Source organism: Paenibacillus tundrae (assembly GCF_030812775.1).
Taxonomy (GTDB): Bacteria; Bacillota; Bacilli; order Paenibacillales; family Paenibacillaceae; genus Paenibacillus; species Paenibacillus tundrae_A.
This window is the reverse complement of record NZ_JAUSTI010000002.1, coordinates 152,274-172,973: the sequence shown is the minus strand read 5'-3', so window position 1 is coordinate 172,973 and position 20,700 is coordinate 152,274. Positions and strand designations below refer to the sequence as shown.

At 40.9% G+C, this 20,700-nt stretch carries 21 protein-coding genes and 1 pseudogene; 16 read left to right on the top strand and 6 right to left on the bottom strand.

What is annotated here, in order from left to right; all coding sequences use genetic code 11:
• The first annotated feature begins 57 nt into the window (after positions 1 to 57).
• The 5 genes from J2T19_RS04070 to J2T19_RS04050 all read left to right on the top strand — a co-directional run bounded on the left by J2T19_RS04070 (position 58) and on the right by J2T19_RS04050 (position 6,130).
• Entirely contained in the window at positions 58 to 1,047 is a 990-nt protein-coding gene (locus J2T19_RS04070; RefSeq protein WP_307213436.1) for an alpha/beta fold hydrolase, read from the top strand.
• Between the two features lie 361 nt (positions 1,048 to 1,408).
• The gene (locus tag J2T19_RS04065; protein WP_307213434.1) at positions 1,409 to 2,620 is read left to right on the top strand and encodes a multidrug effflux MFS transporter; all 1,212 of its coding nucleotides are present in this window, start codon (positions 1,409 to 1,411) and stop codon (positions 2,618 to 2,620) included.
• Positions 2,621 to 3,061: 441 nt separating this feature from the next.
• Positions 3,062 to 3,940: an EamA family transporter RarD gene (gene rarD / locus J2T19_RS04060; RefSeq protein WP_307213432.1), complete on the top strand. Its 879-nt coding sequence runs from the start codon at positions 3,062 to 3,064 to the stop codon at positions 3,938 to 3,940.
• Positions 3,941 to 4,184: 244 nt separating this feature from the next.
• Complete coding sequence (locus tag J2T19_RS04055; RefSeq protein ID WP_307213430.1) at positions 4,185 to 4,727, top strand: GNAT family N-acetyltransferase; 543 nt, start codon at positions 4,185 to 4,187, stop codon at positions 4,725 to 4,727.
• A 209-nt stretch (positions 4,728 to 4,936) separates the two neighbouring features.
• On the top strand, positions 4,937 to 6,130 hold the full coding sequence (locus tag J2T19_RS04050) for a chromate transporter (protein WP_307213428.1): 1,194 nt from the start codon (positions 4,937 to 4,939) through the stop codon (positions 6,128 to 6,130).
• Positions 6,131 to 6,530: 400 nt separating this feature from the next.
• Here J2T19_RS04050 and J2T19_RS28135 read toward each other — a convergent pair.
• Positions 6,531 to 6,641, bottom strand: a pseudogene (locus J2T19_RS28135) (hypothetical protein); the annotation flags it as partial.
• A 313-nt stretch (positions 6,642 to 6,954) separates the two neighbouring features.
• Between J2T19_RS28135 and murB the strand changes: the two are divergent.
• Positions 6,955 to 7,845: a UDP-N-acetylmuramate dehydrogenase gene (murB, locus tag J2T19_RS04045; RefSeq protein WP_307213426.1), complete on the top strand. Its 891-nt coding sequence runs from the start codon at positions 6,955 to 6,957 to the stop codon at positions 7,843 to 7,845.
• 189 nt (positions 7,846 to 8,034) lie between these two features.
• Positions 8,035 to 9,276, top strand: coding sequence for a DUF418 domain-containing protein (locus J2T19_RS04040; protein WP_307213424.1), 1,242 nt, complete (start codon positions 8,035 to 8,037; stop codon positions 9,274 to 9,276).
• 103 nt (positions 9,277 to 9,379) lie between these two features.
• Here J2T19_RS04040 and J2T19_RS04035 read toward each other — a convergent pair whose 3' ends face one another.
• Complete coding sequence (locus J2T19_RS04035; protein WP_307213422.1) at positions 9,380 to 10,531, bottom strand: MBL fold metallo-hydrolase; 1,152 nt, start codon at positions 10,529 to 10,531, stop codon at positions 9,380 to 9,382.
• A gap of 226 nt (positions 10,532 to 10,757) precedes the next feature.
• Between J2T19_RS04035 and J2T19_RS04030 the strand changes: the two genes are divergently transcribed.
• Positions 10,758 to 11,180 carry a VOC family protein gene (locus J2T19_RS04030; RefSeq protein ID WP_307213420.1) on the top strand — a complete coding sequence of 141 codons (423 nt, stop codon included), beginning with the start codon at positions 10,758 to 10,760 and terminating at the stop codon, positions 11,178 to 11,180.
• Between the two features lie 204 nt (positions 11,181 to 11,384).
• Here the strand turns inward: J2T19_RS04030 and J2T19_RS04025 are convergent, their stop codons facing one another.
• Both J2T19_RS04025 and J2T19_RS04020 read right to left on the bottom strand, forming a co-directional pair.
• Positions 11,385 to 11,837: a hypothetical protein gene (locus J2T19_RS04025; RefSeq protein ID WP_307213418.1), complete on the bottom strand. Its 453-nt coding sequence runs from the start codon at positions 11,835 to 11,837 to the stop codon at positions 11,385 to 11,387.
• A gap of 35 nt (positions 11,838 to 11,872) precedes the next feature.
• A complete protein-coding gene (locus J2T19_RS04020) occupies positions 11,873 to 12,319 on the bottom strand; it encodes a hypothetical protein (protein ID WP_307213416.1) in 447 nt (148 codons plus the stop codon).
• A 327-nt stretch (positions 12,320 to 12,646) separates the two neighbouring features.
• Here J2T19_RS04020 and J2T19_RS04015 point away from each other — a divergent pair, with 327 nt between their 5' ends.
• The 3 genes from J2T19_RS04015 to J2T19_RS04005 all read left to right on the top strand — a co-directional run bounded on the left by J2T19_RS04015 (position 12,647) and on the right by J2T19_RS04005 (position 15,621).
• The gene (locus J2T19_RS04015) at positions 12,647 to 13,285 is read left to right on the top strand and encodes a hypothetical protein (protein WP_307213414.1); all 639 of its coding nucleotides are present in this window, start codon (positions 12,647 to 12,649) and stop codon (positions 13,283 to 13,285) included.
• Between the two features lie 453 nt (positions 13,286 to 13,738).
• Positions 13,739 to 14,662, top strand: coding sequence for a poly(ethylene terephthalate) hydrolase family protein (locus J2T19_RS04010; protein ID WP_307213412.1), 924 nt, complete (start codon positions 13,739 to 13,741; stop codon positions 14,660 to 14,662).
• A 74-nt stretch (positions 14,663 to 14,736) separates the two neighbouring features.
• Entirely contained in the window at positions 14,737 to 15,621 is an 885-nt protein-coding gene (locus tag J2T19_RS04005) for an AraC family transcriptional regulator (protein ID WP_307213410.1), read from the top strand.
• A gap of 149 nt (positions 15,622 to 15,770) precedes the next feature.
• Here J2T19_RS04005 and J2T19_RS04000 read toward each other — a convergent pair whose 3' ends face one another.
• Entirely contained in the window at positions 15,771 to 16,289 is a 519-nt protein-coding gene (locus J2T19_RS04000; RefSeq protein WP_307213408.1) for a hypothetical protein, read from the bottom strand.
• 157 nt (positions 16,290 to 16,446) lie between these two features.
• On the opposite strand from J2T19_RS04000, the gene J2T19_RS03995 reads away from it, so the two are divergent.
• Entirely contained in the window at positions 16,447 to 17,031 is a 585-nt protein-coding gene (locus J2T19_RS03995) for a Crp/Fnr family transcriptional regulator (RefSeq protein ID WP_307213406.1), read from the top strand.
• Here J2T19_RS03995 and J2T19_RS03990 read toward each other — a convergent pair.
• Entirely contained in the window at positions 17,016 to 17,762 is a 747-nt protein-coding gene (locus tag J2T19_RS03990; protein WP_307213403.1) for a DUF4386 domain-containing protein, read from the bottom strand. The two genes, J2T19_RS03995 and J2T19_RS03990, sit on opposite strands and share 16 nt — an antisense overlap.
• A 622-nt stretch (positions 17,763 to 18,384) precedes the next feature.
• Between J2T19_RS03990 and J2T19_RS03985 the strand changes: the two genes are divergently transcribed.
• The 4 genes from J2T19_RS03985 (at position 18,385) to J2T19_RS03970 (ending at position 20,663) form a co-directional block, all read left to right on the top strand.
• A complete protein-coding gene (locus J2T19_RS03985) occupies positions 18,385 to 18,546 on the top strand; it encodes a hypothetical protein (protein WP_307213401.1) in 162 nt (53 codons plus the stop codon).
• Positions 18,547 to 18,711: 165 nt separating this feature from the next.
• Positions 18,712 to 19,248, top strand: coding sequence for a hypothetical protein (locus J2T19_RS03980; protein WP_307213399.1), 537 nt, complete (start codon positions 18,712 to 18,714; stop codon positions 19,246 to 19,248).
• A gap of 308 nt (positions 19,249 to 19,556) precedes the next feature.
• The gene (locus J2T19_RS03975; RefSeq protein WP_307213396.1) at positions 19,557 to 19,961 is read left to right on the top strand and encodes a hypothetical protein; all 405 of its coding nucleotides are present in this window, start codon (positions 19,557 to 19,559) and stop codon (positions 19,959 to 19,961) included.
• Positions 19,962 to 20,417: 456 nt separating this feature from the next.
• Positions 20,418 to 20,663, top strand: coding sequence for a hypothetical protein (locus tag J2T19_RS03970; RefSeq protein ID WP_307213394.1), 246 nt, complete (start codon positions 20,418 to 20,420; stop codon positions 20,661 to 20,663).
• Positions 20,664 to 20,700: the final 37 nt, after the last annotated feature.

The following is a 20,700-nucleotide window of genomic DNA, read 5'->3' as shown; positions in this document are numbered from 1 at the left end:
TAAACTAATTTAGAGGAATCCAAGATAAGTTGCACAGATATAGAGGAGTTGATATGTTTGAAAACATCCGTAGTGAAGGAAGGAAGAAAGCACAATAAAACGAAGAGAGTGTTACATATTTTACTTAAAATATTCGCCGCGATCCTTGTAGCCATATTACTGTTTATCGCTGGCGTGTATACGTATAATCAAATCGCTAGTCATGCAGAACAGAAGAGGATTGAACCCTATGGACAACAAGTCTCTGTGGACGGTAAACAGATGAATATACTCATTCAAGGAGAAGGTGAGGAGACTGTAGTCATTCTGCCTGGTTACGGCAATGCGGCACCTGGACTTGATTTTGAACCACTGTTATCAGAATTAACACCTTATTATAAAGTTGTCGTGTTAGAGCCCTTTGGCTATGGACTGAGCGATCAGACGGATAAGGAACGCTCTACGGATCAGATCGTAAGTGAAATTCATCAAGCTTTACAAAGCCTTCAGATTAATCGTTATGTTCTAATGGCTCACTCTATTTCAGGGCTATACAGTCTGGATTATGTGAACCAATATCCTGACGAAGTAAGTGCGTACATCGGCCTGGATAGCAGTGTTCCAACACTGAGCGAACAGAAAATTGATTCATCCGTGACTCAGCAGATTAAATGGTTCCGTAATTTGGGCTTTCCTCGCATCCAATTGATGCTGAGCGATGACCCGTATGAAGATCTGCCTTATGATGAAGAAACGAAAGAACAATTGCAAATATTAAGACAAAAAAATATGTATAACACGACACAATTAAATGAAGCTGTGAGTATGTATTCGAATTTCCAATCAGCAGCGCAAATATCTTTTCCACCCAATCTACCTGTGCAGCTCTTTGTTCAAGCCAAGCATCCGGTAACGCCTGAGTGGGTACCCGAACACGAGAAGCAGCTAGCGAATTCTGTTCATGCAGAGATGGTTTTGCTGGAGGCAGATCATTATCTATATCGAACCCATGCCAAAGAGATCGCTGCAAAAGTAAGAGAGTTTACCGGAGCATTAACGGGACAATGAATCTAGGTCGTGTCTGAAAACTCGCTGAAGTGCATCTTTTCCCCCCTTTTCGCCCCCTGCTGCGTCACTTTCCCTTGACGTGCCCCGGCACGCCTGCGGAAAACTTCCTGGCTTTGAACGAAAATTCGGCAAAATCTGCGTCCTTCGGAGTTTTCAGACACTCCCTAGTGAATATGGAACATATTGAACCCAGTTGAATAGGCAACAAATAGGAACGGACGGCTCGCATATCTTCACTTGCGGCTCGTTCGTTCTTTACATTTAAAATTAATGATTGTAATTTTCATAGGTTCAACTTTACAATATAACGATGTGTATCAATTTATTTAAAAATATAGATGAAGTGGAGACTTAAGGAATCATGACAAAAAGAAAGCAATGGAATGTGATTGGTCTAGCTCTATTATTGGGCGTATTTTCAACGTTAGGACCATTTACAATCGATATGTATTTACCCGCATTTCCTGAAATTGCGGCCATGTTCAATACGAATGCATCGCTAGTTCAGTTCAGTCTTACGGCTTGTTTGTTGGGGTTAGGTGTAGGACAGCTCGTTGTAGGGCCAATAAGTGATGCTCATGGTAGACGTAAACCTTTATTGATCTCAATGGCTGCTTATATTATCTGCTCGTTAGCGTGTGCGTATTCTCCTAGCATTGGCATGTTAATTTTGTTGCGTTTTACACAAGGATTTGCAGCTTCCGCAGGAATAGTTATTTCTCGCGCTATTGCTCGGGACTTGTATAGTGGCCATGAACTAACTAAATTTTTCTCTCTACTGTTGCTTGTAGGAAATCTCGGTCCTTTGGCAGCTCCAATTGCAGGTAGTGGGGTACTCACGTTTACATCGTGGCCGGGGGTGTTTATTTCCCTCGCGATCCTAGGTGTTTTCTTGTACATTATGACGCAATGGCGTCTCAAAGAAACGAATCCTCCTGAAAAGCGCGTCGCGCCTAATTTTAAACTTCAACTTCGTGGTTATGGTACAATGCTGCGTGATCGCAAGTTTGTTGGTTATATGCTGGCACAGGGTATTATGACTGCTGGGGTATTCGCTTATGTGGCAGGTACACCGTTTATTTACCAGAATATTTACGGCGTAAGCCCAACGGTATTCTCCATATTGTTTGCATCGAATGGAATTAGCTTAATTATTGGCTCGCAGATTGTGGGACGCATGTCGCACCGTATTCCTGAGCAGACGCTTCTATTATCTGGACTGTGGCTTGCGCTCATATCAAGTGTTGTCGTTGTTGCGGTAACGATGACTCAAGGGCCACTGTTTGCTCTGGTTATCCCATTGTTCTTCTTCGTATGTTCAATCGGTATTACGTCAACGGCAGCATTCCCACTCGCTATGGAAAGCCAATCCAAAATGGCTGGTAGTGCAGCAGCGCTTCTAGGTGTCGTACCCTTTGTATTGGGAGCTTTGGTTGCTCCAATCGTTGGTATTGCGGGAGAGGACACGGCTGTTCCGCTCGGACTTACTTTGTTAGGAACGAGTATTGTCGCGGTCGTTACTTATTTTTTACTCGTGGCTAAGAAAGATCAGAACTCCGCTCAGACGCATTAAGCGTTGAGCATTATATTATATGAACACTGAACGACGATAAATCGATTTAGAAAATGGATATGTAATTGTCCGGATAAATGAATCAAGGATAAGTGAAGGGTTGATTCTTTAATCCGCACATATTTAATAGAAGTTAAAAACACAGACTGCTCCGTAAACTCGATACACTACCTCTAACCATCTCTCTACATACACATTTGCCGGGCATTTTGTCGCCATACATTGATAAATATCCCCTCGGAAGTTTTGCAACTGGCATTGGCTTAACCCAATCGTTTGTACAGACATTGCCCTCCTAATCGACTAGTTGTACAGTGCAATATGTAACGCAGTTGAACCAGAGGGTCTTTTCTGGTGTTAGATTATTGTCTTTACTTACATATGGAATGAGGCGTATAATCCGTTCAGACATCATAGAGAGAAAAGAGGAATTCATTCATTATGAACAACGGGTTGGTTAACGCTATTATTGCGTATATCATGTGGGGGGTTCTCCCGCTCTATTGGAAGTTGTTTAATCATGTACCGGCAGGTGAGATTCTGTCGCATCGGGTAGTCTGGTCATTTGTCTTCATGGGTATTCTTGTCGCGATTCAGCGCCGCTGGGGCGAGATGAAACGGATTATGGCTAATCGTTCGCAACTGTTAGCACTCACCGCCAGCGGACTGTTGATCGCTGCCAACTGGCTGATCTTCATCTGGGCAGTTAACAACGGGCATGTGGTGGAGACAAGCCTGGGTTACTACTTGAACCCGCTATTGAACGTGCTGTTAGCGGTGTTATTCCTTCGTGAGAAGCCGAATCGGGGTCAATGGCTCGCCATTGTTATTGCTGGGATAGCAGTGCTCATCATTGCAATCGACTATGGGCGCTTCCCATGGGTTGCGATCTCCTTAGCTGTATCCTTTGGCTTATACGGCCTTGCGAAGAAGAAAATTAAGCAGGATGCTTCGGTAGGCCTGCTGTCAGAGACAGCGGTCGTTCTACCCATTGCACTTGGTTACTGGATTTACTTGGGGATTGTTGGGAAGACGACGGTTTGGACGCTGCCGACACCGATGTTCCTTGAATTACTTCTTTCTGGAATCGTAACGGCGTTGCCGTTGTTGTTCTTTGCCCGGGCAGCTGCACGGTTGTCACTATCTACACTTGGATTCGTGCAATACATTGGCCCAACGATCATGCTGGTACTCAGCGTATTTGTGTTCAAAGAATCCGTATCACCGGTTCTACTTGTTGGCTTCGGATTCATCTGGATTGCACTCATCGTTTATGCTACGGCATCGATTCGTGCCACGAAACTTGCTAAGGCAAGTTAAGACGGTTTGCATGTTACATCCCATGGCTCACTCCGCCTAGTCAGCGAAGTGAGTCATTTTTTGTTGTTATTAACTAATTTGAGAAATAAACAGTCAACCAAGTCGTTCTTTTAATCGGAATTAAACATTAAAAAGGCTTCTTGTATAAAGGATAATGTTAATTATAACAAGGAGTAATTAAGCTTTTATAGTATTATACAAAGGAGGCTTATTCAGTAAACATTATACAAAGGAGTGTGTAATATTGAGTCGTGAGAATAACATCATTATTTTACCATTAAATAATGAGTTAATAGAGGATATCCATACGACAAATGATTATTTTGAGTTAAATGGTAGAGTTGTCCCCAGCTTCCAATCAGGAAAATGGTCTTATACTGAAGTTCTTTTTGACGAAGTCAGAGAAACACGTTTTCCAGATGAGAAGCTTGATTGGAGCCAATATATAAACCAAGACGATAAAGCTTTGTTTTTAGCTTATATGAATAATACTTGCATAGGACAAATTAGAGTTATTAAGGATTGGAATCGCTTCTGTTATATTGAAAACATTGCGACTAAAAAAGATTATAGAGGCAGTGGAGTGGGGAAATTACTCTTAAATCAAGCAGAAGCGTGGGCAAAAGAAAGAAATCTGATAGGTATGTCCTTGGAAGCACAAGACGATAATCTTGGAGCATGCCGATTTTATGTGAAACAAGGATTCATACTCGGTGGAGTTGACACACTTAAGCAGACATATACGCCTAATATTGAGACCACGTTATACTGGTATAAGTTGTTCTAGTAAGAGGAGCTTAAGCGGAATACACAGTACAGCCGTTCCAACATCGGAATGGCTGTTTTTTTATATGTTTCTTCTTGAAATCCATTTCCTTGTATAAGAAATGTTATCGGATTGTAATTTTTTTGAAGATGTGTTGAGAGCGCTGATCGGTATATGTTAGCATCCCATATAGACATGAAATAAGTATAGAAAGAGTGCGTGGACCAACCATGAACGAGCGAGGATTATTTACAGCATTATTTGAAATTTTGTGGGTATCGACGAAGTTAGGTTTTACGTCATTTGGTGGGCCTGTTGCTCACTTAGGTTATTTTCATGAAGAATATGTCCGAAAACGAAGATGGATGGACGAAAAGAGTTATGCTGACCTCGTTGCTTTGTGCCAATTCTTGCCCGGGCCTGCCAGTAGCCAAGTGGGAATTGGGATGGGAGTTATGCGAGCTGGCGTGTTGGGAGGCATGGTTTCATTTCTTGGTTTCACCTTACCCTCTGTCTTTGTGTTAATTCTATTTGCCTTGATCCTCCAAGGTGTGGATGTGAGCGGTGCCGGTTGGATTCATGGATTGAAAATTGTTGCCGTCGCTGTCGTTGCACACGCGATTATAGGAATGGCTCAGAAACTAACTCCGGATCTAAGAAGAAAAGCCATTGCCTTACTCGCTATGGTCATTACATTATTGTGGCAAACCGCATATTCTCAAGTCGTAATTATTGTTGGCGCGGCTATCATGGGTTTCCTATTATACCGGGATCATATTCAACATGAAGTGGAGTCAGATAATCGTGTTCAATTTCCGGTTAAACGAAGTGTTGCCGTGGTCTGTTTAGTGTCATTTATAGACTTATTAATTCTCCTTCCTATTCTAAGAGAAATGACTTCCATGCAATGGATTGCGATGTTTGACAGCTTCTACCGTTCTGGCTCTCTCGTATTTGGTGGAGGGCACGTTGTCCTACCCTTACTTGAACATGAATTTGTAGCCACTGGCTGGCTCAGCGAAGAGGCATTTCTCGCAGGGTATGGGGCAACTCAAGCCGTTCCCGGGCCGCTATTTACCTTTGCCTCTTATCTAGGTGCAGTGATGTATGGATGGGGTGGGGGTGTATTAGCAACCTTTGCGATTTTTCTACCTGCATTTTTATTAATCGTAGGAACCCTTCCTTTCTGGGATGTAGTGCGTCGTAATCCAAAAGCCAAAGCAGCTTTTATGGGCGTAAACGCAGCAGTAGTCGGCATCTTAATTGCTGCATTATATCAGCCTATCTGGACAAGTACGATTCTGAACCCGCTTGATTTTGCGTTTGCGGCTATATTATTCAGCATGTTAGTTTATTGGAATTTACCACCATGGCTAATCGTGTTGACAGGCGCAATTGGCGGAACTCTGATTTCTTTACTCTAAGTATTGGTATAAGGTTAAGTCTCCCGTTATATGGGGATCAGAGGTATACTTGAGGGAGATTGGGACGACAATATCGCACATTGAGAAAACATCTTCATCCTGACATCACCTATATGCCCGCGCTTTTTGACACAGTGTACGAGAATATCGAGATCAATAGGCAAAATTGGGCAGAAACAGAGATTGGAAGGTCTCGTGTATACGGGGAGTACCTGCGAATATGTAAGTACGGTGATCGAGGCGATATTGAAATGTTAGAAGAACGTCTTCGGATTTGATTAGCTGAAATGCAAATTATCCGAGTCAGGGAAGGTAAGAGCACAGCATAACATATGTAGATCAGAAAGAGGAGGTAACCATATTCTGGTTTCCTTCTCTTTTATCATTAGATAACGATTAATTAAGAAATTACGCTTGATCTATGTCTGAGTTTTGTAAGTAATTCGTCCCCCAATTTTTGCAATTCTATTAGAATTGGCACCAAGCTCTTGCCTGTATCAGTTAACATATATTCAACTTTTGAGTAATATTCAGATTTTCATTTTATATACTATAAGCATTTTTGTATAATGGATAAGCGACTTCAGAATGTAAACGATGGTTAAGATTATAGCCTAATTACACGTATCGTGTTATTTTGGTAGCTGGAGCTACAGCAACTGTGGATCCGATCATAAACTTCTTCAGATGAATTGTAATGCGCGCGGTATATTTATTGATAAAATTTCATACTGAAATATGAGGGAATACAGTTGTTGCTATACATGTACACAGCATGCTTAAAGTCTTATCTAAAAACCAGTCAGTAGTAGGGAGAACGTTAAATGGACATTTTTGAAAATGTAATACCTAGAGAAAAGCTAAGATCAAACGAACCTTTGAAAGACCACACTTATGTAAAAGTAGGTGGTTATGCGGATACACTGATCCATCCAACAACGACAGAAGAAATCGTAAACGTTGTACAAATTGCCAAATCACATCAGATCCCCCTCACGATTATTGGAAAAGGGTCGAATGTAATCATAAAAGATAAGGGCATACGAGGCGTAACCATGTCTTTAAGTCAATTTGATCAAATTAAAGTGCACGAGGACACCATTATTGCGCAAAGTGGTGCCAATATTATCGATGTCTCACGAGCTGCGTTGGATCATGGCTTCACCGGTCTTGAGTTTGCATGTGGAATCCCTGGAAGTACAGGGGGCGCCATTTATATGAATGCAGGTGCTTATGGTGGCCAGGTGGATGATGTGGTGGAAAGTGCAGATGTCATTACTCGTGATGGACAACGGATGACGATGTCTCGCGAAGATATGAAGCTCAGTTATCGTAACAGTATCTTTAAGGATAATGAATATATTATTCTGGAAGTGACCTTTAGACTCCAGAAGGGTGATAAAGAGGCCATTGCTGCCAAAATGAAGGAACTGACCATGCTAAGAGAGGCCAAACAACCTCTTGAATACCCTTCTTGTGGTAGCGTGTTTAAACGTCCAGAGGGTCATTTTGTGGGTAAGCTCATTCAAGACTGTAATTTGCAGGGCACTCGTATTGGAGGCGCAGAGATTTCCTTAAAGCATGCGGGTTTTATTATTAATGCGGATCACGCTACTGCGCAGGATTATCAAGAATTAATCGACCTGATCAAAGAGACCGTTTACGCTAAATTTAATGTGCAATTGGAGACAGAAGTTATCTTTTTAGGGGAGTAAATAATTATTTTCCAAAAAAGTGAAAAGAGGAAATGTCTTTCAACGTATAAATAGGATGTGTCCAAGCATCACGCTATGGAGCATCCTTTTCTTTTGTGCTTTTCAAGTATGGAATGGGAGAAGGCAGGTTAGATAAGATAGATGTCCTAATATTTTTTACTATTATAGAAAAAGGTAGGTGGTAACCAATTGAATACCTCTCTAACGCGCATCAGCCTTATTGATGGACTACGTGGTTTTAGTCTGGCTGGCATACTGATGGCGAATATGCTGGCGTTCCAATACGGGGTATATGGTCAGAATGAACTTCATTTGTTCGGTGTTGAAGGCGTAGATCGAGCTGTCTACTCCTTGTTAAAGATTGTCGTGGTGGGAAGCTTCATGCCAATCTTTGCATTTATGTTTGGCTTCGGTATGATTAAACTGACAGAAAGCCTACAATCCCGTAATTTACGACCGAAGTGTCATCTGTTTCGCCGCTTTTTGCTCTTGTTCGTTATCGGATTGTTACATATGAATTATGTCTGGGAAGGAGACATCCTTGCGTTTTACGGTATACTTGGGTTCTTCTTACTCATGTTTCTGAATCGAAAGCCGAAGACATTACTAATCTGGGCGATTATACTACTGGTTGTAGCTGGTTTATGTGGTCTGCCAGCTTCGAATCCCATGAACCCGCTGGCCAACCCAACCCCCCAGATGGAAACGTATATCTTACAGAGCAAGGAAGTTTTTGGAAGTGGAAGTTATGCAGAGATTAAGGATTTCAATAATCATGCTGATCCGTTAGGCGGTGAAGTGAATCCAGCGTTGATCCTCCTACTGCTGGTATTTACTCCACTGATGACCATCCCGATGTTTCTTCTAGGTATGCACGCCGCAAGAGTTGGTACATTTGACGATCCACGAGCCATGCGACAAGTTTACGTTCGTCGTGCTAAGTTGCTCATACCCGTTGGTGTGGTCCTCAAAGCCTACAGTGTAATCGTACAACATCTTCGTGGGGGAGATGAATGGTTCGCGATCGGGATCGGGGAAGCCATTGGGGGCACGCTGTTAGCTCTGGGCTACATTTATGCTTTTGCACTGTTGCATACCAGGAGCAGCCGTGCCAATCGGCTGAGTAGGTTCGAAGCCGTGGGTCGGCTGTCACTAACGAATTACCTGATGCAAAGTGTCATCTGCACGATAATATTTTATGGATATGGCCTAGGACTCTTCGGTCGTGCTGGCGTGTCTGTGGGATTGCTTATTGCACTTACAGTCTATGGGTTACAATTGTGGATCAGTCCACTTTATCTCAAGAGGTTTCGTAGCGGCCCTGCAGAACACATGCTAAGGATATGGACATACCTGTCATGGAGAGGGCAGCCACGTAAGAAGAAAAGATCTGAGCAAATGATTTCAGACAATGCACCAGGTATGAACTGAATGAAGTAAATTTACACGATCATCAAGTGTAAACACCCCATTGGTATAGAAATGTTCTAATCAATGGGGTGTAAGCTATAAGAATAATGATATTGATGAATTTTTAACCTTCTATTTCCGAGTTTCCATCCCACCAGGAAGGTAACGCAGGTTTAAGTGCTGAGATCGAGAGGGTTTCGCCTATTTGAGGAACGACAATATCGACGTCTTTTTCTTTTGCCGCCTTAATAGCTCGTTGAATCGGATCTCGCCAGTCATGACTGGCTAGCGTGAATGCACCCCAATGACTAAGCATCATTTTGGTCGTGTTAACGTCCAGGCTAGCTTGAATAGATTGTTCGGGAATCATATGAATATCAGACCATTTCTTGTCATACTGTCCTCCCTCAATAATAGCTAAGTCGAAAGGTCCGTACTTGCGGCCAATCTCCTCGAAATGTGCTCCATATCCTCCGTCACCACTAATAAACAAGCGATTCTCCGTACCTGAGATAACCCAGCTTCCCCATAACGTACTGTTCATATTGAACAAGCTTCTACCAGAAAAATGTCTGGCTGGCCCTAAAGCAAGGGTAATTCCTTCGAAATCCATTTCGTCCCACCAGTTTAATTCCGTTATCTGACTTGCAGGGACTCCCCAACGTACAAGATGACCACTAACTCCAAGAGGAACAATGAAGCGTGACACCTTGTCTTTCAGTTCAACAACCGTTGTGTAATCTAAATGGTCGTAGTGATCATGTGTGATTAATACCGCATCGATGGTGGGCATTTTAGAAACAATGGTGCTGTAAATGTCTGTACTATAAGGATATCGCTTCGAACCTACAAATGAAACAGGGGACGCGACCGACTCCAACATAGGGTCTATCAACATTTTGCGGTTATCCATACTTAGCAGGTATGTGGAATGCCCCAACCAAGTGATGCTGTCTTCATCGTTGTTAACCTTATTCCAATCAATCTCTGCAACGGGTTGTGGGCTGGAAGGCTTTTTCTCTTTCCCCGCCGCGCCATCTGTTGTACCTTCGAACAAGGTTTTCCAGGAATCGAAGTCAGACTTGCTTGTTACTTCGTTCACAAACTTTCCGTTTGTATAATTTTCAAGCTGGTTATAGGTTTCCTTTTGTTCTTTGGATGGATTACCACCAAAGCTCGGGTAAAGTAGCATAAATAATAGAGCTCCAACGATGATTAAGAGTATAGAAGTTAATATGTAGAGTACCATTTTCTTCAATCTTCCTTTTCTTTTCATATTCGCCTCCTGAAGTAGCGATAATACTCCGAACCTTGTTATTCCTCAAAAAGATAAGCATCGGAAGTGATCTTAGCATACACTTAGATTGATGAGTAGTAAACGATATTCAATTAATGATATATTGTTAAGGAAATGAACTTCGTAGCTAACGATGAATAGTTGAAAGAATGAAGTGAATTATACAGTTGTTAGATGCTTTGTACCCAACGGAGGAGATTACGCTATGATTCAGTCTATAGTACATATCGCTTTGGTGGTTAATGACTACGATGAAGCGATAGTATTTTATACTCAGAAGTTGAATTTCACATTAATTGAAGATACGTATCAACCTGAGCAAGATAAACGATGGGTCGTGATTTCGCCTCCTGGTTCTATAGGGACTACGATATTACTAGCTAGAGCATCAACACCGGTGCAAGAGCAGTTTGTTGGCAACCAAACTGGCGGCCGAGTATTTTTATTTCTAAATACAGATGATTTTTGGAGAGATTATAATGAAATGGTATCTAGAGGAATAGAGTTTGTTAGAGAACCGAAAGAACAACCTTATGGGATAGTTGCAGTATTTAAAGATTTATACGGTAATCTATGGGATCTGCTAGAAATGAATCAAGATCATCCTATCTCCCAAAGAGTGAAGTGATTATTATTTAGCTAAGCAAAAAATTAATGTTATGGGAATCGTTAACTTAAACGGTTACCAAGAGAACATGATAACAACAAAAACAGCCGATCAACCTATGACTGAACCCCATTTGTTAAATACCACTAACAATGAAGGTAAAGTCAGGTGTCTGGCTGTTTTTGTGTTTAACTCAAACGGAATTTTTAAGTCGATGCGAACCTTTTAATCATCGGAGTAAAGCGTTGCATTAAAGCTTTCAGGACCTAATCGTATACCGTTCGCATTATACAAAGGATTATAGCTGAACGTAGCATATACGGAATAGATGATCTGACTACTACCCACAGTTGGCACATTATACTCAGAGCCGGTAAAACTGAATACACATGGGCTGAAAAATTGATCCGCTACTACTATAGTGCCTGCACGATAAACCAATTGTGTCGAAGCACCCAATCCTCGGTATACTTCGATAACCAAATTCCCATTCACAGGCAGCACATTGGCAGTAAGTTCGACTATTCCAGCGAAAAGTGTCCGCACGAATGAACCAGGATTATTAACTTGTAATGCAACCTGAGCAAATAAGATCGGAACACCATTCGTGAAACTGGGAGTTAGGCTGTACAGCCCATTAGAACCTTGAGATGTCCGTGCGTCTAACGTTCTGACCATAGTCATCCTCCTTTCTAATTCATCAGAGTCGGGATTTAGTCATCACTGTATGTGACTGCATTGAAACATTCCGGCCCTACACGCGTAGCTACTTCTGAAGGCGATGCCGGAACAAATGTCACATAACACGAATAGATTAATTGTCCTGAAGGAGGAGGAGGCACATTGTAATCCGAACCTTCAAAACTGGCTATAATGCTCCCTACCGAAGGAAATACCGGATTTTGCACAACGTAGATCGGTGTTCCTGTATTCGTGGAGCCTCTATAGATTTCGAATCGAACAGCAGAAGGGATCGAGGACAAGTTAGCCACAGAGATGCGATAGGTCCCATTAAACTGTGTGCGGATTAATAGTCCTGGATTGATGATGTTAAGTCCGAGGATACCAACGAGCGTAGGTGTATTGGCAGGTAGATTAATGTTAAGTGGAGCAACACCGTTTGATCCAAGCGAAGTACGGGCATCTAACGTACGTACCATGATGATTCCTCCAATCTATCATCCTATTTTCTTGCTTTAATCCGACGAGAATTACAAATACAATGGCATAAAAGTTTGTCCCAATCTCTACAGTCCATAGCCTGAACTAGCGGAGCAGTTGAGACTTGTTCATAAACTTGAATCGGCACAGAACTAGAGTTGGTCAAACTTCTAATCTGTGTGTACTTGTAATCTCGAAAATATTGTTGCTTCACCTCCTAATTTGAGAGATAACATAATATATGTGATACGATATACAAAGTATGGATGTTGTTACTGTAAAACGAAAAAAAGGCATAAATACTAAGGTTTGAAGGGGATGTATGTGTGGCTGTTGTAGGGATCTTAGGCGTTGTACACGATAATGCATTGCGAACTCAGCATCATTTAACACTGGATATCCTGAAAGAGTTGATTTTAGATTTTAAACCAGACGTCATATGTGGCGAGGTACTCCCCTCTAGTTTTGAGAAATTCACAATAAATCCAATAGAAAGAGGGTACTGGGGAGAACCTCCAAGCGAATATTATGATCTTATATTTCCACTGTGCGAAGAGCAAAACTACAAATTTGTTCCCATCGATTGGGTTGAACTAGATGTCTGGAACGATTTTGATCCATTGCGGAATTATACAGACGCTCAAAAAGAAGAGTTAGAACATGAATTGGAGAATTGGTGGCAGGAACAGCTCGCAGTATCAAGTGAAGGGAGAATCCCGTTTAACCATAATGCGTTTGATGATGTTACGAAGCGTAAGTATCAGTGGATCGCTCAACTGGATTCGAGATCGCATGCGGTGAGATGGGAATGCAGGCATGAAATCATGCTGCAACGGATCAAAAATGCCATCAAAGACAATACAAATGCACGAATTCTATGTATTGTGGGGGCTGATCATAATCATGCACTTTACGAAGGATTACAATCCGTACATAACATTCAGATTAGGTATCCGTTAAAATAAATACTATATATTGCCCTAAGTTTGAGGAGGTACATCTATTCATGGTCAACGAATTGTACCGTAAACCACGCTCATATTTTCTGAGGCAAAAACGAGTTCAGGTCGCATCTCATTTTTTGGTTTCAGCACTATTGGGATTGGTATATGCGCTTATGATTGTAAATGACACAACGAGAGGCATCATTTCTACCGTATTGCCAAGTACAGACGGGTCGGATATTCATCAATATTTACCTGTTGTGATTATGGTGATCATTTACTTATATCTGATTCGAACTACACTCCCGAGAAATCGTCTTAACAAAATCTCGTTCAGTTGCCTACTTATTATCACTGCCGAAATGAGCTTTGTTTTTTCTTTTGTCAGTTTAATAGTATTCATATTTTAAAAAGTTGTAACACAAAAAATGAACATATTTAAGTGAACTATTAATAAATACAGAGGTCATGTATATGAACATTCAAAGAAAGCGAAAGTGGATGGTCTGGTTGTTAGCTATTATTCTAATCATTGCTGTTCCAGCAACCATTTTCTTGCAGATCATTATCCACTCCAATGTACCAGAGCTTGCAGAAGGCAGCATTGAGCAGCATTATGCGCAGCAGGGGAGTCATCTTGTAAAGATAGAAGAAGTGAAGAATGCAATGGGAGAGCCTGCATATCGAATCTACTATCCCGAATTTCAAGGAGATGAAGCCTATCCTGTGATCTCTTGGGGAAATGGGACAGGCGCTAATCCAGATCGTTATGATGGGCTCTTGAAGCATCTTGCTAGCTGGGGATTTGTTGTCATTGACTCCTATAGCAAGACCACAGGTACAGGCCAAGAGATTGTGGAAGCGATTGATTATTTAACACAGGAGAACGAACGATCAGGTAGTATCTTTTACGAGAAAATACAAAAAGAACAAATAGGTGTAGCTGGACATTCGCAAGGTTCAACGGGAGTTATTAATGCTCATACCAACGATACAAGTGGTTCGCTGATCAAGACGATTGTATCTATCGCTCTTCCGGACTTGAAGCATTGTGATCCAGAAGATGTATACGACACATCGCAGATTACGGTTCCTTTCTTCATCATGGGCGGTACACGAGATTTTCTAATCTCACCTGTATCCACGAATCAATTGGCTCTGCAGCATACAGACAGCGGCACATCTGTGATGATGGGAATGGCCAAAGGCGCAGCGCATACAGCGATTGAAGGGAACGGTGGTAATCATAGAGGGTATCTGACGGCTTGGATGAGATATCGTCTGTTCAATGATCAGCAAGCTATGCAGGCATTTCACGGAGATGCGGCCGAGATGGTGCACAATACCAATTGGACGCATGTTGAACAAGCGAATATGGTGGATACGTTTAAGGAATGAAACTTTTTTGTGCACAGATGGTTGCGATCCGAAACGTGGGTACACCTATACTTTGAAATAAGAGGAGGGATCAGATGGATTGGCTTATGAGAATGAATCGGGCACTAGATTACATTGAAGTCAATTTAAGCGGCGAGATTGAACTGAAGGAAGTTGCTGGGCAGGCATGCTGTTCTTCGCATCAGTTTCAGCGAATGTTCTCATTCATTACCAATGTATCACTAGGAGAATATATTAGAAGAAGACGGCTTACGCTCGCTGCGATTGAATTGCAAAATAGCAAAATAAAAGTTGTAGATATTGCCCTAAAATATGGGTACGAATCACCGGTTTCATTCGCGAGGGCGTTCCAATCGCTGCATGGTGTTAATCCAGCAATGGCTCGTGAAGAAGGAACCGTCCTCAAAGCCTATCCTCGGTTATCCTTCCTCATTTCAATTAAAGGAGAGACGGCTATGAACTATCGGATTGAAACCAAAGATTCCTTTCAAATATTCGGAATAGAGAAGGTATTTCAAGTAAACGGAGAAGACACTCCGGCCAATCTATGGAAGCAGAGCCATGAACATGGGGAGGTTGAGAGGCTCGCTGCGAATGCTGGTGACCATCCTGATTTCTTAAATGAGCATTACCATAAAGTACATGCTGTGTGTAGCTATCAAAAAACCGGAGAAGATACCTTTCCATACATGTTATGTGCCTTCAAAAACGAAATGAGTAAAACGGAAGGGTACACTAGCGTGATGATTCCAGCTCATACATGGGCAATTTTTTCATCCGATCTCTTTACATGGGATCAATTCAATGAAACGATTGAAACGTTATACAAACGATTCTACTCAGAGTGGATTCCTACGACAGGGTATGAACAAGTGGATGGATTGGAGTTCGAAATTACGGGTGAGAAGGATGGTTTGAACTTTGTAGAGCTATGGTTTGCTGTTAGAAAAATATCATAGTTTGCATTGAATTTGAATGCCGCTGAAATCCAGCGGCTTTTTGCGTTTGCATTAAACTGAACGTCAAATGGAAAATTGAACATGTGCTAACATATACAGTGAACGTATGAATTGAACTATAACCTATAATCGATGGGAACGGACGATGATCAAAAGTTAAGATGGGTTAGTGTTTTGATATGCTGAGCTGCTGCATTGAATTGATCCGAAAATGGTGTAGAATCCTCATATTCTTCAGGTAATTCGTCTAGAAAGAGTTTGATCTGATGGGCTACTTTTAATTGTATCTCAGCATCTTGTTGATTACTTTCTAACTGTTTTCTCACAACATTGGCATATTCAAATCTGAATAATGTAAAATCATTTCGTAGAACATTTACATCAGGAAAACCACTTGTTTGTTCTTTTATAGTAGTGAAAAAGTCATTTACAAAATTAATATCAAGAAGCACATCAAATTCCGGCACAGCATTACCGTTTGCGTCTGACTCTTTGATCCTATCCAGTGTTTGATCCAGCTTCTGTACTCTCGAAATGAGACCTTGATAATACCGTGAGTTGATTTCAGCATTTTTATTGCTGTTATAATTATTAATGAGTACAACAATTGCGGCAATTGACAGTATAACAGCACCCCAAATGATGAGTTTAGAATATTTTTTCTTCATTACAATGACCTCCAGATGTTATGTATGCACAAGTAGCGATATTACCATGACGTAAGGGAATTGTTCTATATGAACAATTTACCAAAACGATGGAATGAGATGACACTAAACGATTATGTTGTTATGACAGGCTTGTTAAAGGAGATTAGTATGTAAAATGAGAAACATACTTTTAGATTATATGAGTAGACTCACCTCGCTTAGCATCGAACAGCAGGAAGCTATTTTAAATGAAATTCAAATAAAAGAGTTCAACAAAGGAAGTGTACTTATTCAACAAGGTGACATTCCTACGAAATGCTTCTTTGTTATACGAGGTTGTGTTAGACAATATTCAATCGATATGTCCGGGAGAGAATTTACCTCCAATTTTTATACAGAAGAACAGGCCATCGCTTTATTTAATCATCATAAGATTAATAAAGCTTCCGAATGTACATTTGTGTGTGTAGAGAATTCCGTGCTGGTTATTGGTGATCTTCTGACAGAACAGGATATGTACTCGAAATACACCCAATTAGAATCCATGACTCGTCAGATGATTGAACAGAGTCTTAGTGAGGTTCAAGAGAACTTTGCTGCGTTTATTGCTTCGTCCCCAGAAGAACGTTTTAAGTCTCTTTTGGTCAAACGACCTACGTTAATTGACCGGGTGCCACAACACCAATTAGCTAGCTACCTAGGTATGACTCCTGAATCATTAAGCCGAATCAAAAAGAGAATGGTTCAAGATGGAGAATAGTTGGTTGGAGTCTTGCTTTCCAACCTATTTTTACCTCCCCTATATATTAACCAAAGGGCAAAACTCAACTCTCCGACGGCCATAGGTATAGCCATGATCATATTGATTACGTCTGTAACGTTCTTAACTGCTGGTCCGATAAGTTCTAGGGAATGTATTACGAAGTAGCCAACAGACGCTAACAGAAGTAGAATAGCAATCCACTTAGGTGCCTCATCTGCCTTAAAAACCAAAATCCCGAGAATCATTAAATGGCTACCAAATACAATTAAACCTACAGACCAGACGTCCTGGAAATTTTGCAAATAGCTCATTATTTGTTCTCCTTGCGAAATTGCAAATTCCCCTGATACATGAACAATTTTTTGGATTAGTGGGAGGGTGAATATTAAATTGATTACGGCCCAGCCAAGTATAAGTGTGTAAACCAGACGGAGACATGCACATATGACTGCTAGTTTTTTATTTAGCTTCTTGAAGAAAAGATAGCAGGTACAGGTGACCACAATGTCGCATAACCAAACGATGATCCAACCTATAATTTCTGCTTTATAAAGATTATTACGGAAGATAAGATTTTGAACCGTTTCTTGAGCATTACCTTCAACCATTAATTCGCTATGAGCATAACCAAATGCAAAGCCTGCAGCAACAGCCATAAGCAGTAAAGCGAAACCTATAGTTAGAGCTGATTTACGACGATTTGGTGCAATTATCCATCCATTTTTCATCTTGTAGTTACCTCCTTGAAGTGTACGAATATCATTAGTGTAATGGTTACTCATATGGTCTGCATTGACTTAAGTTAATGTTATAGATGATAAGAGTGTTGTTTTGACAGGAACCGTGCTTGCATTTGCAGACGCAGTTCTTATATTCTTTATTAAGCTGAGCGCGCACCAAAGAGTGAAATCAAAATATTGGGGGATTACAGGATGATACGATGGGGTAATTCTCGGGGCAGAGTATATCGCAACTCGCTTTGCCACTGCACTACAACATGAACCTAGCAGTAAACTTTATGCAATTCGTGGCCGCAGTGAATCAAAGTTAAAGGAATTTGCAGATAAATATGCAACAGATCGACAGTATGTATCACATGATGAGATAGAAATAGCTAGAAGCAAAAACATTCTCTTTATGGAAGCTGTGAAGCAACACTTTGTGTCAATGTACATAGAACTGCGTCGAAGAGTGGAAGCAGGTACCAAGCTACGTGTAGGTCATGTCGAAGCACAAGTAGAGTGCATTTGACCGCCAAAAGGAACGAAAGGTTGTGTTACAGGGGGAACGAATAGTGAGATTCATCATTTCGTAGAATGTCTTAAGAATGGGCGGACTGAAAGTGACATCATGTCACTGACCGCTTTTCTGCGCTGTGCTGAAATTCTGGATACCATCCGTGCGGGTCTGTGGTACACTCATACAGAGATGGAGAATATACCCCATTATATGGCTTCTGGCGGAGCGTTCCGATCCGGGTACACAATGAGTGGGTCGCAACGCTTGCACTAAGCGGACTGCATGAAGGTAGAGACCATGAACTTGTCGTTCGGTCTTTGAGTAGAGCTCTTGAGAAGCAAGTTTCAGTTTTCCCTAGTGCCGCAATGTAAGTTGTAGCTTAAGAGAAGCTTAAGACCTTGACTAGATACCAATATATTCATAACAAGGAGTTTGCAAATGAACGAAATCACAATAACGCCGCTTGTTGGGATCGGTCCTTTTCGACTAGGAATGAGCAGGGAAGAGGTAGAGCAGACATTTCAGAATTTGGATCGTTGGAGAGCAGATGATGGCATTCCCATGAATCCAAGCTACATCGAAATGTTATTTATGCGTGAACATTTCGAATATGATACCGATGGTCGAGTGAAATTTATTCAACTGATCAATCCACAGTATTCGGGAGAGTTTCACGTTCCTTGCTTGTTTCAAGGGGTGGATGTATTCAAGGCGAAAGCTGAGGAGCTAATTCATTCCCTTAGGAAAGATTATCCCACGGTCGGAGATCATGATCCAAAGACAGGGTTTTCCTTCGCGATTAGAGCATTGGAGCTGAGCTTCTGGCGAGAAGGAATGATGAATGATGACATCTTGAAAAATCCGGAGTTTCTGGAGATGAGTGAAGAGAATCAGGAGCTTGAGAAGAGGTATTTCTATTTTACGACTGTCTCGATTGGAGCACCGGGGTATTTCGAGTTCATGGATAACGATTAGTGGATGTGTAGGATTGAAAGTCAGTGATTTCATCATATTCAAAAAATTCAAGAAGCAGGCGATTAGACAATCGTCTGCTTTTGTTTTATTAAAAGTATAAAAATTCAAAATCATCATCAAGTTTAAATAGGGTAAAGAGGTGAAATTAAGCAGTCGTTGGTAATAGACTTATCCTTCAAGTGTATCTATTCACATTTATGAATTCAACTTGGTAAAATCCATACTTAAGACTAATATGTTATCCGTTAATCAAAAAGTATAATTAAGGAAAAATATGAATACATAAGAGATTGGAGAAAGTCAAATTTATGAAAATGCCTGTAATGTTACACGTGGTTCGAGGTTTACTAGGTTTGAAATTAGTACTCTTGGTTTACTGGATGGTGTTACTCCAGATTAAAATCAAAGAAGCAGATGCTCAATTTATGTACCTTGATGTCAATAGTGAAAATTTGTATTCCACTTTTGGGTATCTAGAAGGGGAATTTTATGTGAGGCTAATACCCGCACTATTAGCTGTTACTTTTATTAGCTGCAAGCTGTATAAAACAACAATGATTTTGCTTATAGTTACTCTTCTTCAAGCAATTGCTTCGAAAGAGGTGCTCTCCATTCTGATTCATTTGTTTATGCTTATCGTAGTTCTAGTACATCGTCCTAGCAAAACATATCTTCAAAGGCTAACTTCCAAAACCGAAGTTGCTAATCAATAATTGTATGGTTAAGACTAAATACTAACCAAGCGCGTTCCTAAATAGGAATGCCTTTTTTATGTTAGTAATTCTAAAATACATTGGTTTTTAATACATTATATGATTTACACATTTGTCCATGGGAAATGAGGAATTACCCGAACCAAGTACTTTATAAAAAGCATATTTATCCATATGAACTGTAATAATTATACTCTCTTTCGACATGTTAGTATGATCATTTAACATCGGTGATAATATATGACCTTCATGGTAAATCATGATCCGAGAAGTTAGAATGGTGAGAGAATACGAATTCCGAAGAAGAGGTAATGATAATGAACACACTCACATAGATTCAAAAGTGGTACGCTCAACACTGAAGAAATACTCGATTGTTTTAAAAATTGGGCTGCTCTTTTAGATGAAGATTAACAACTTACCTTTTGAAATTCAACGTTTAAGGAGGGGACAGTATTGCGTAAAGAAATCGTTGTTAATTTACCCATCAAGCCTAACGAAGTCCCAGCGCTAAGAGAATTGACAGGTTGGGAGGGGCGTCACTCTGATTATCCCGTTTTATTTGAACGTTGCAATTTTTGGGCAGGTTTACGAGGTGATCAGGAGGAGTTAATCGCTTTTGGTTATATTTCAGGCATGGGATTGCAACATGGTTATATGGAAGATATCATTGTTCACCCGCGGCTTTGGAGAAAAGAATAAAATTGCTAACGTGTGGATTCGGATTCCAATTAAGTGT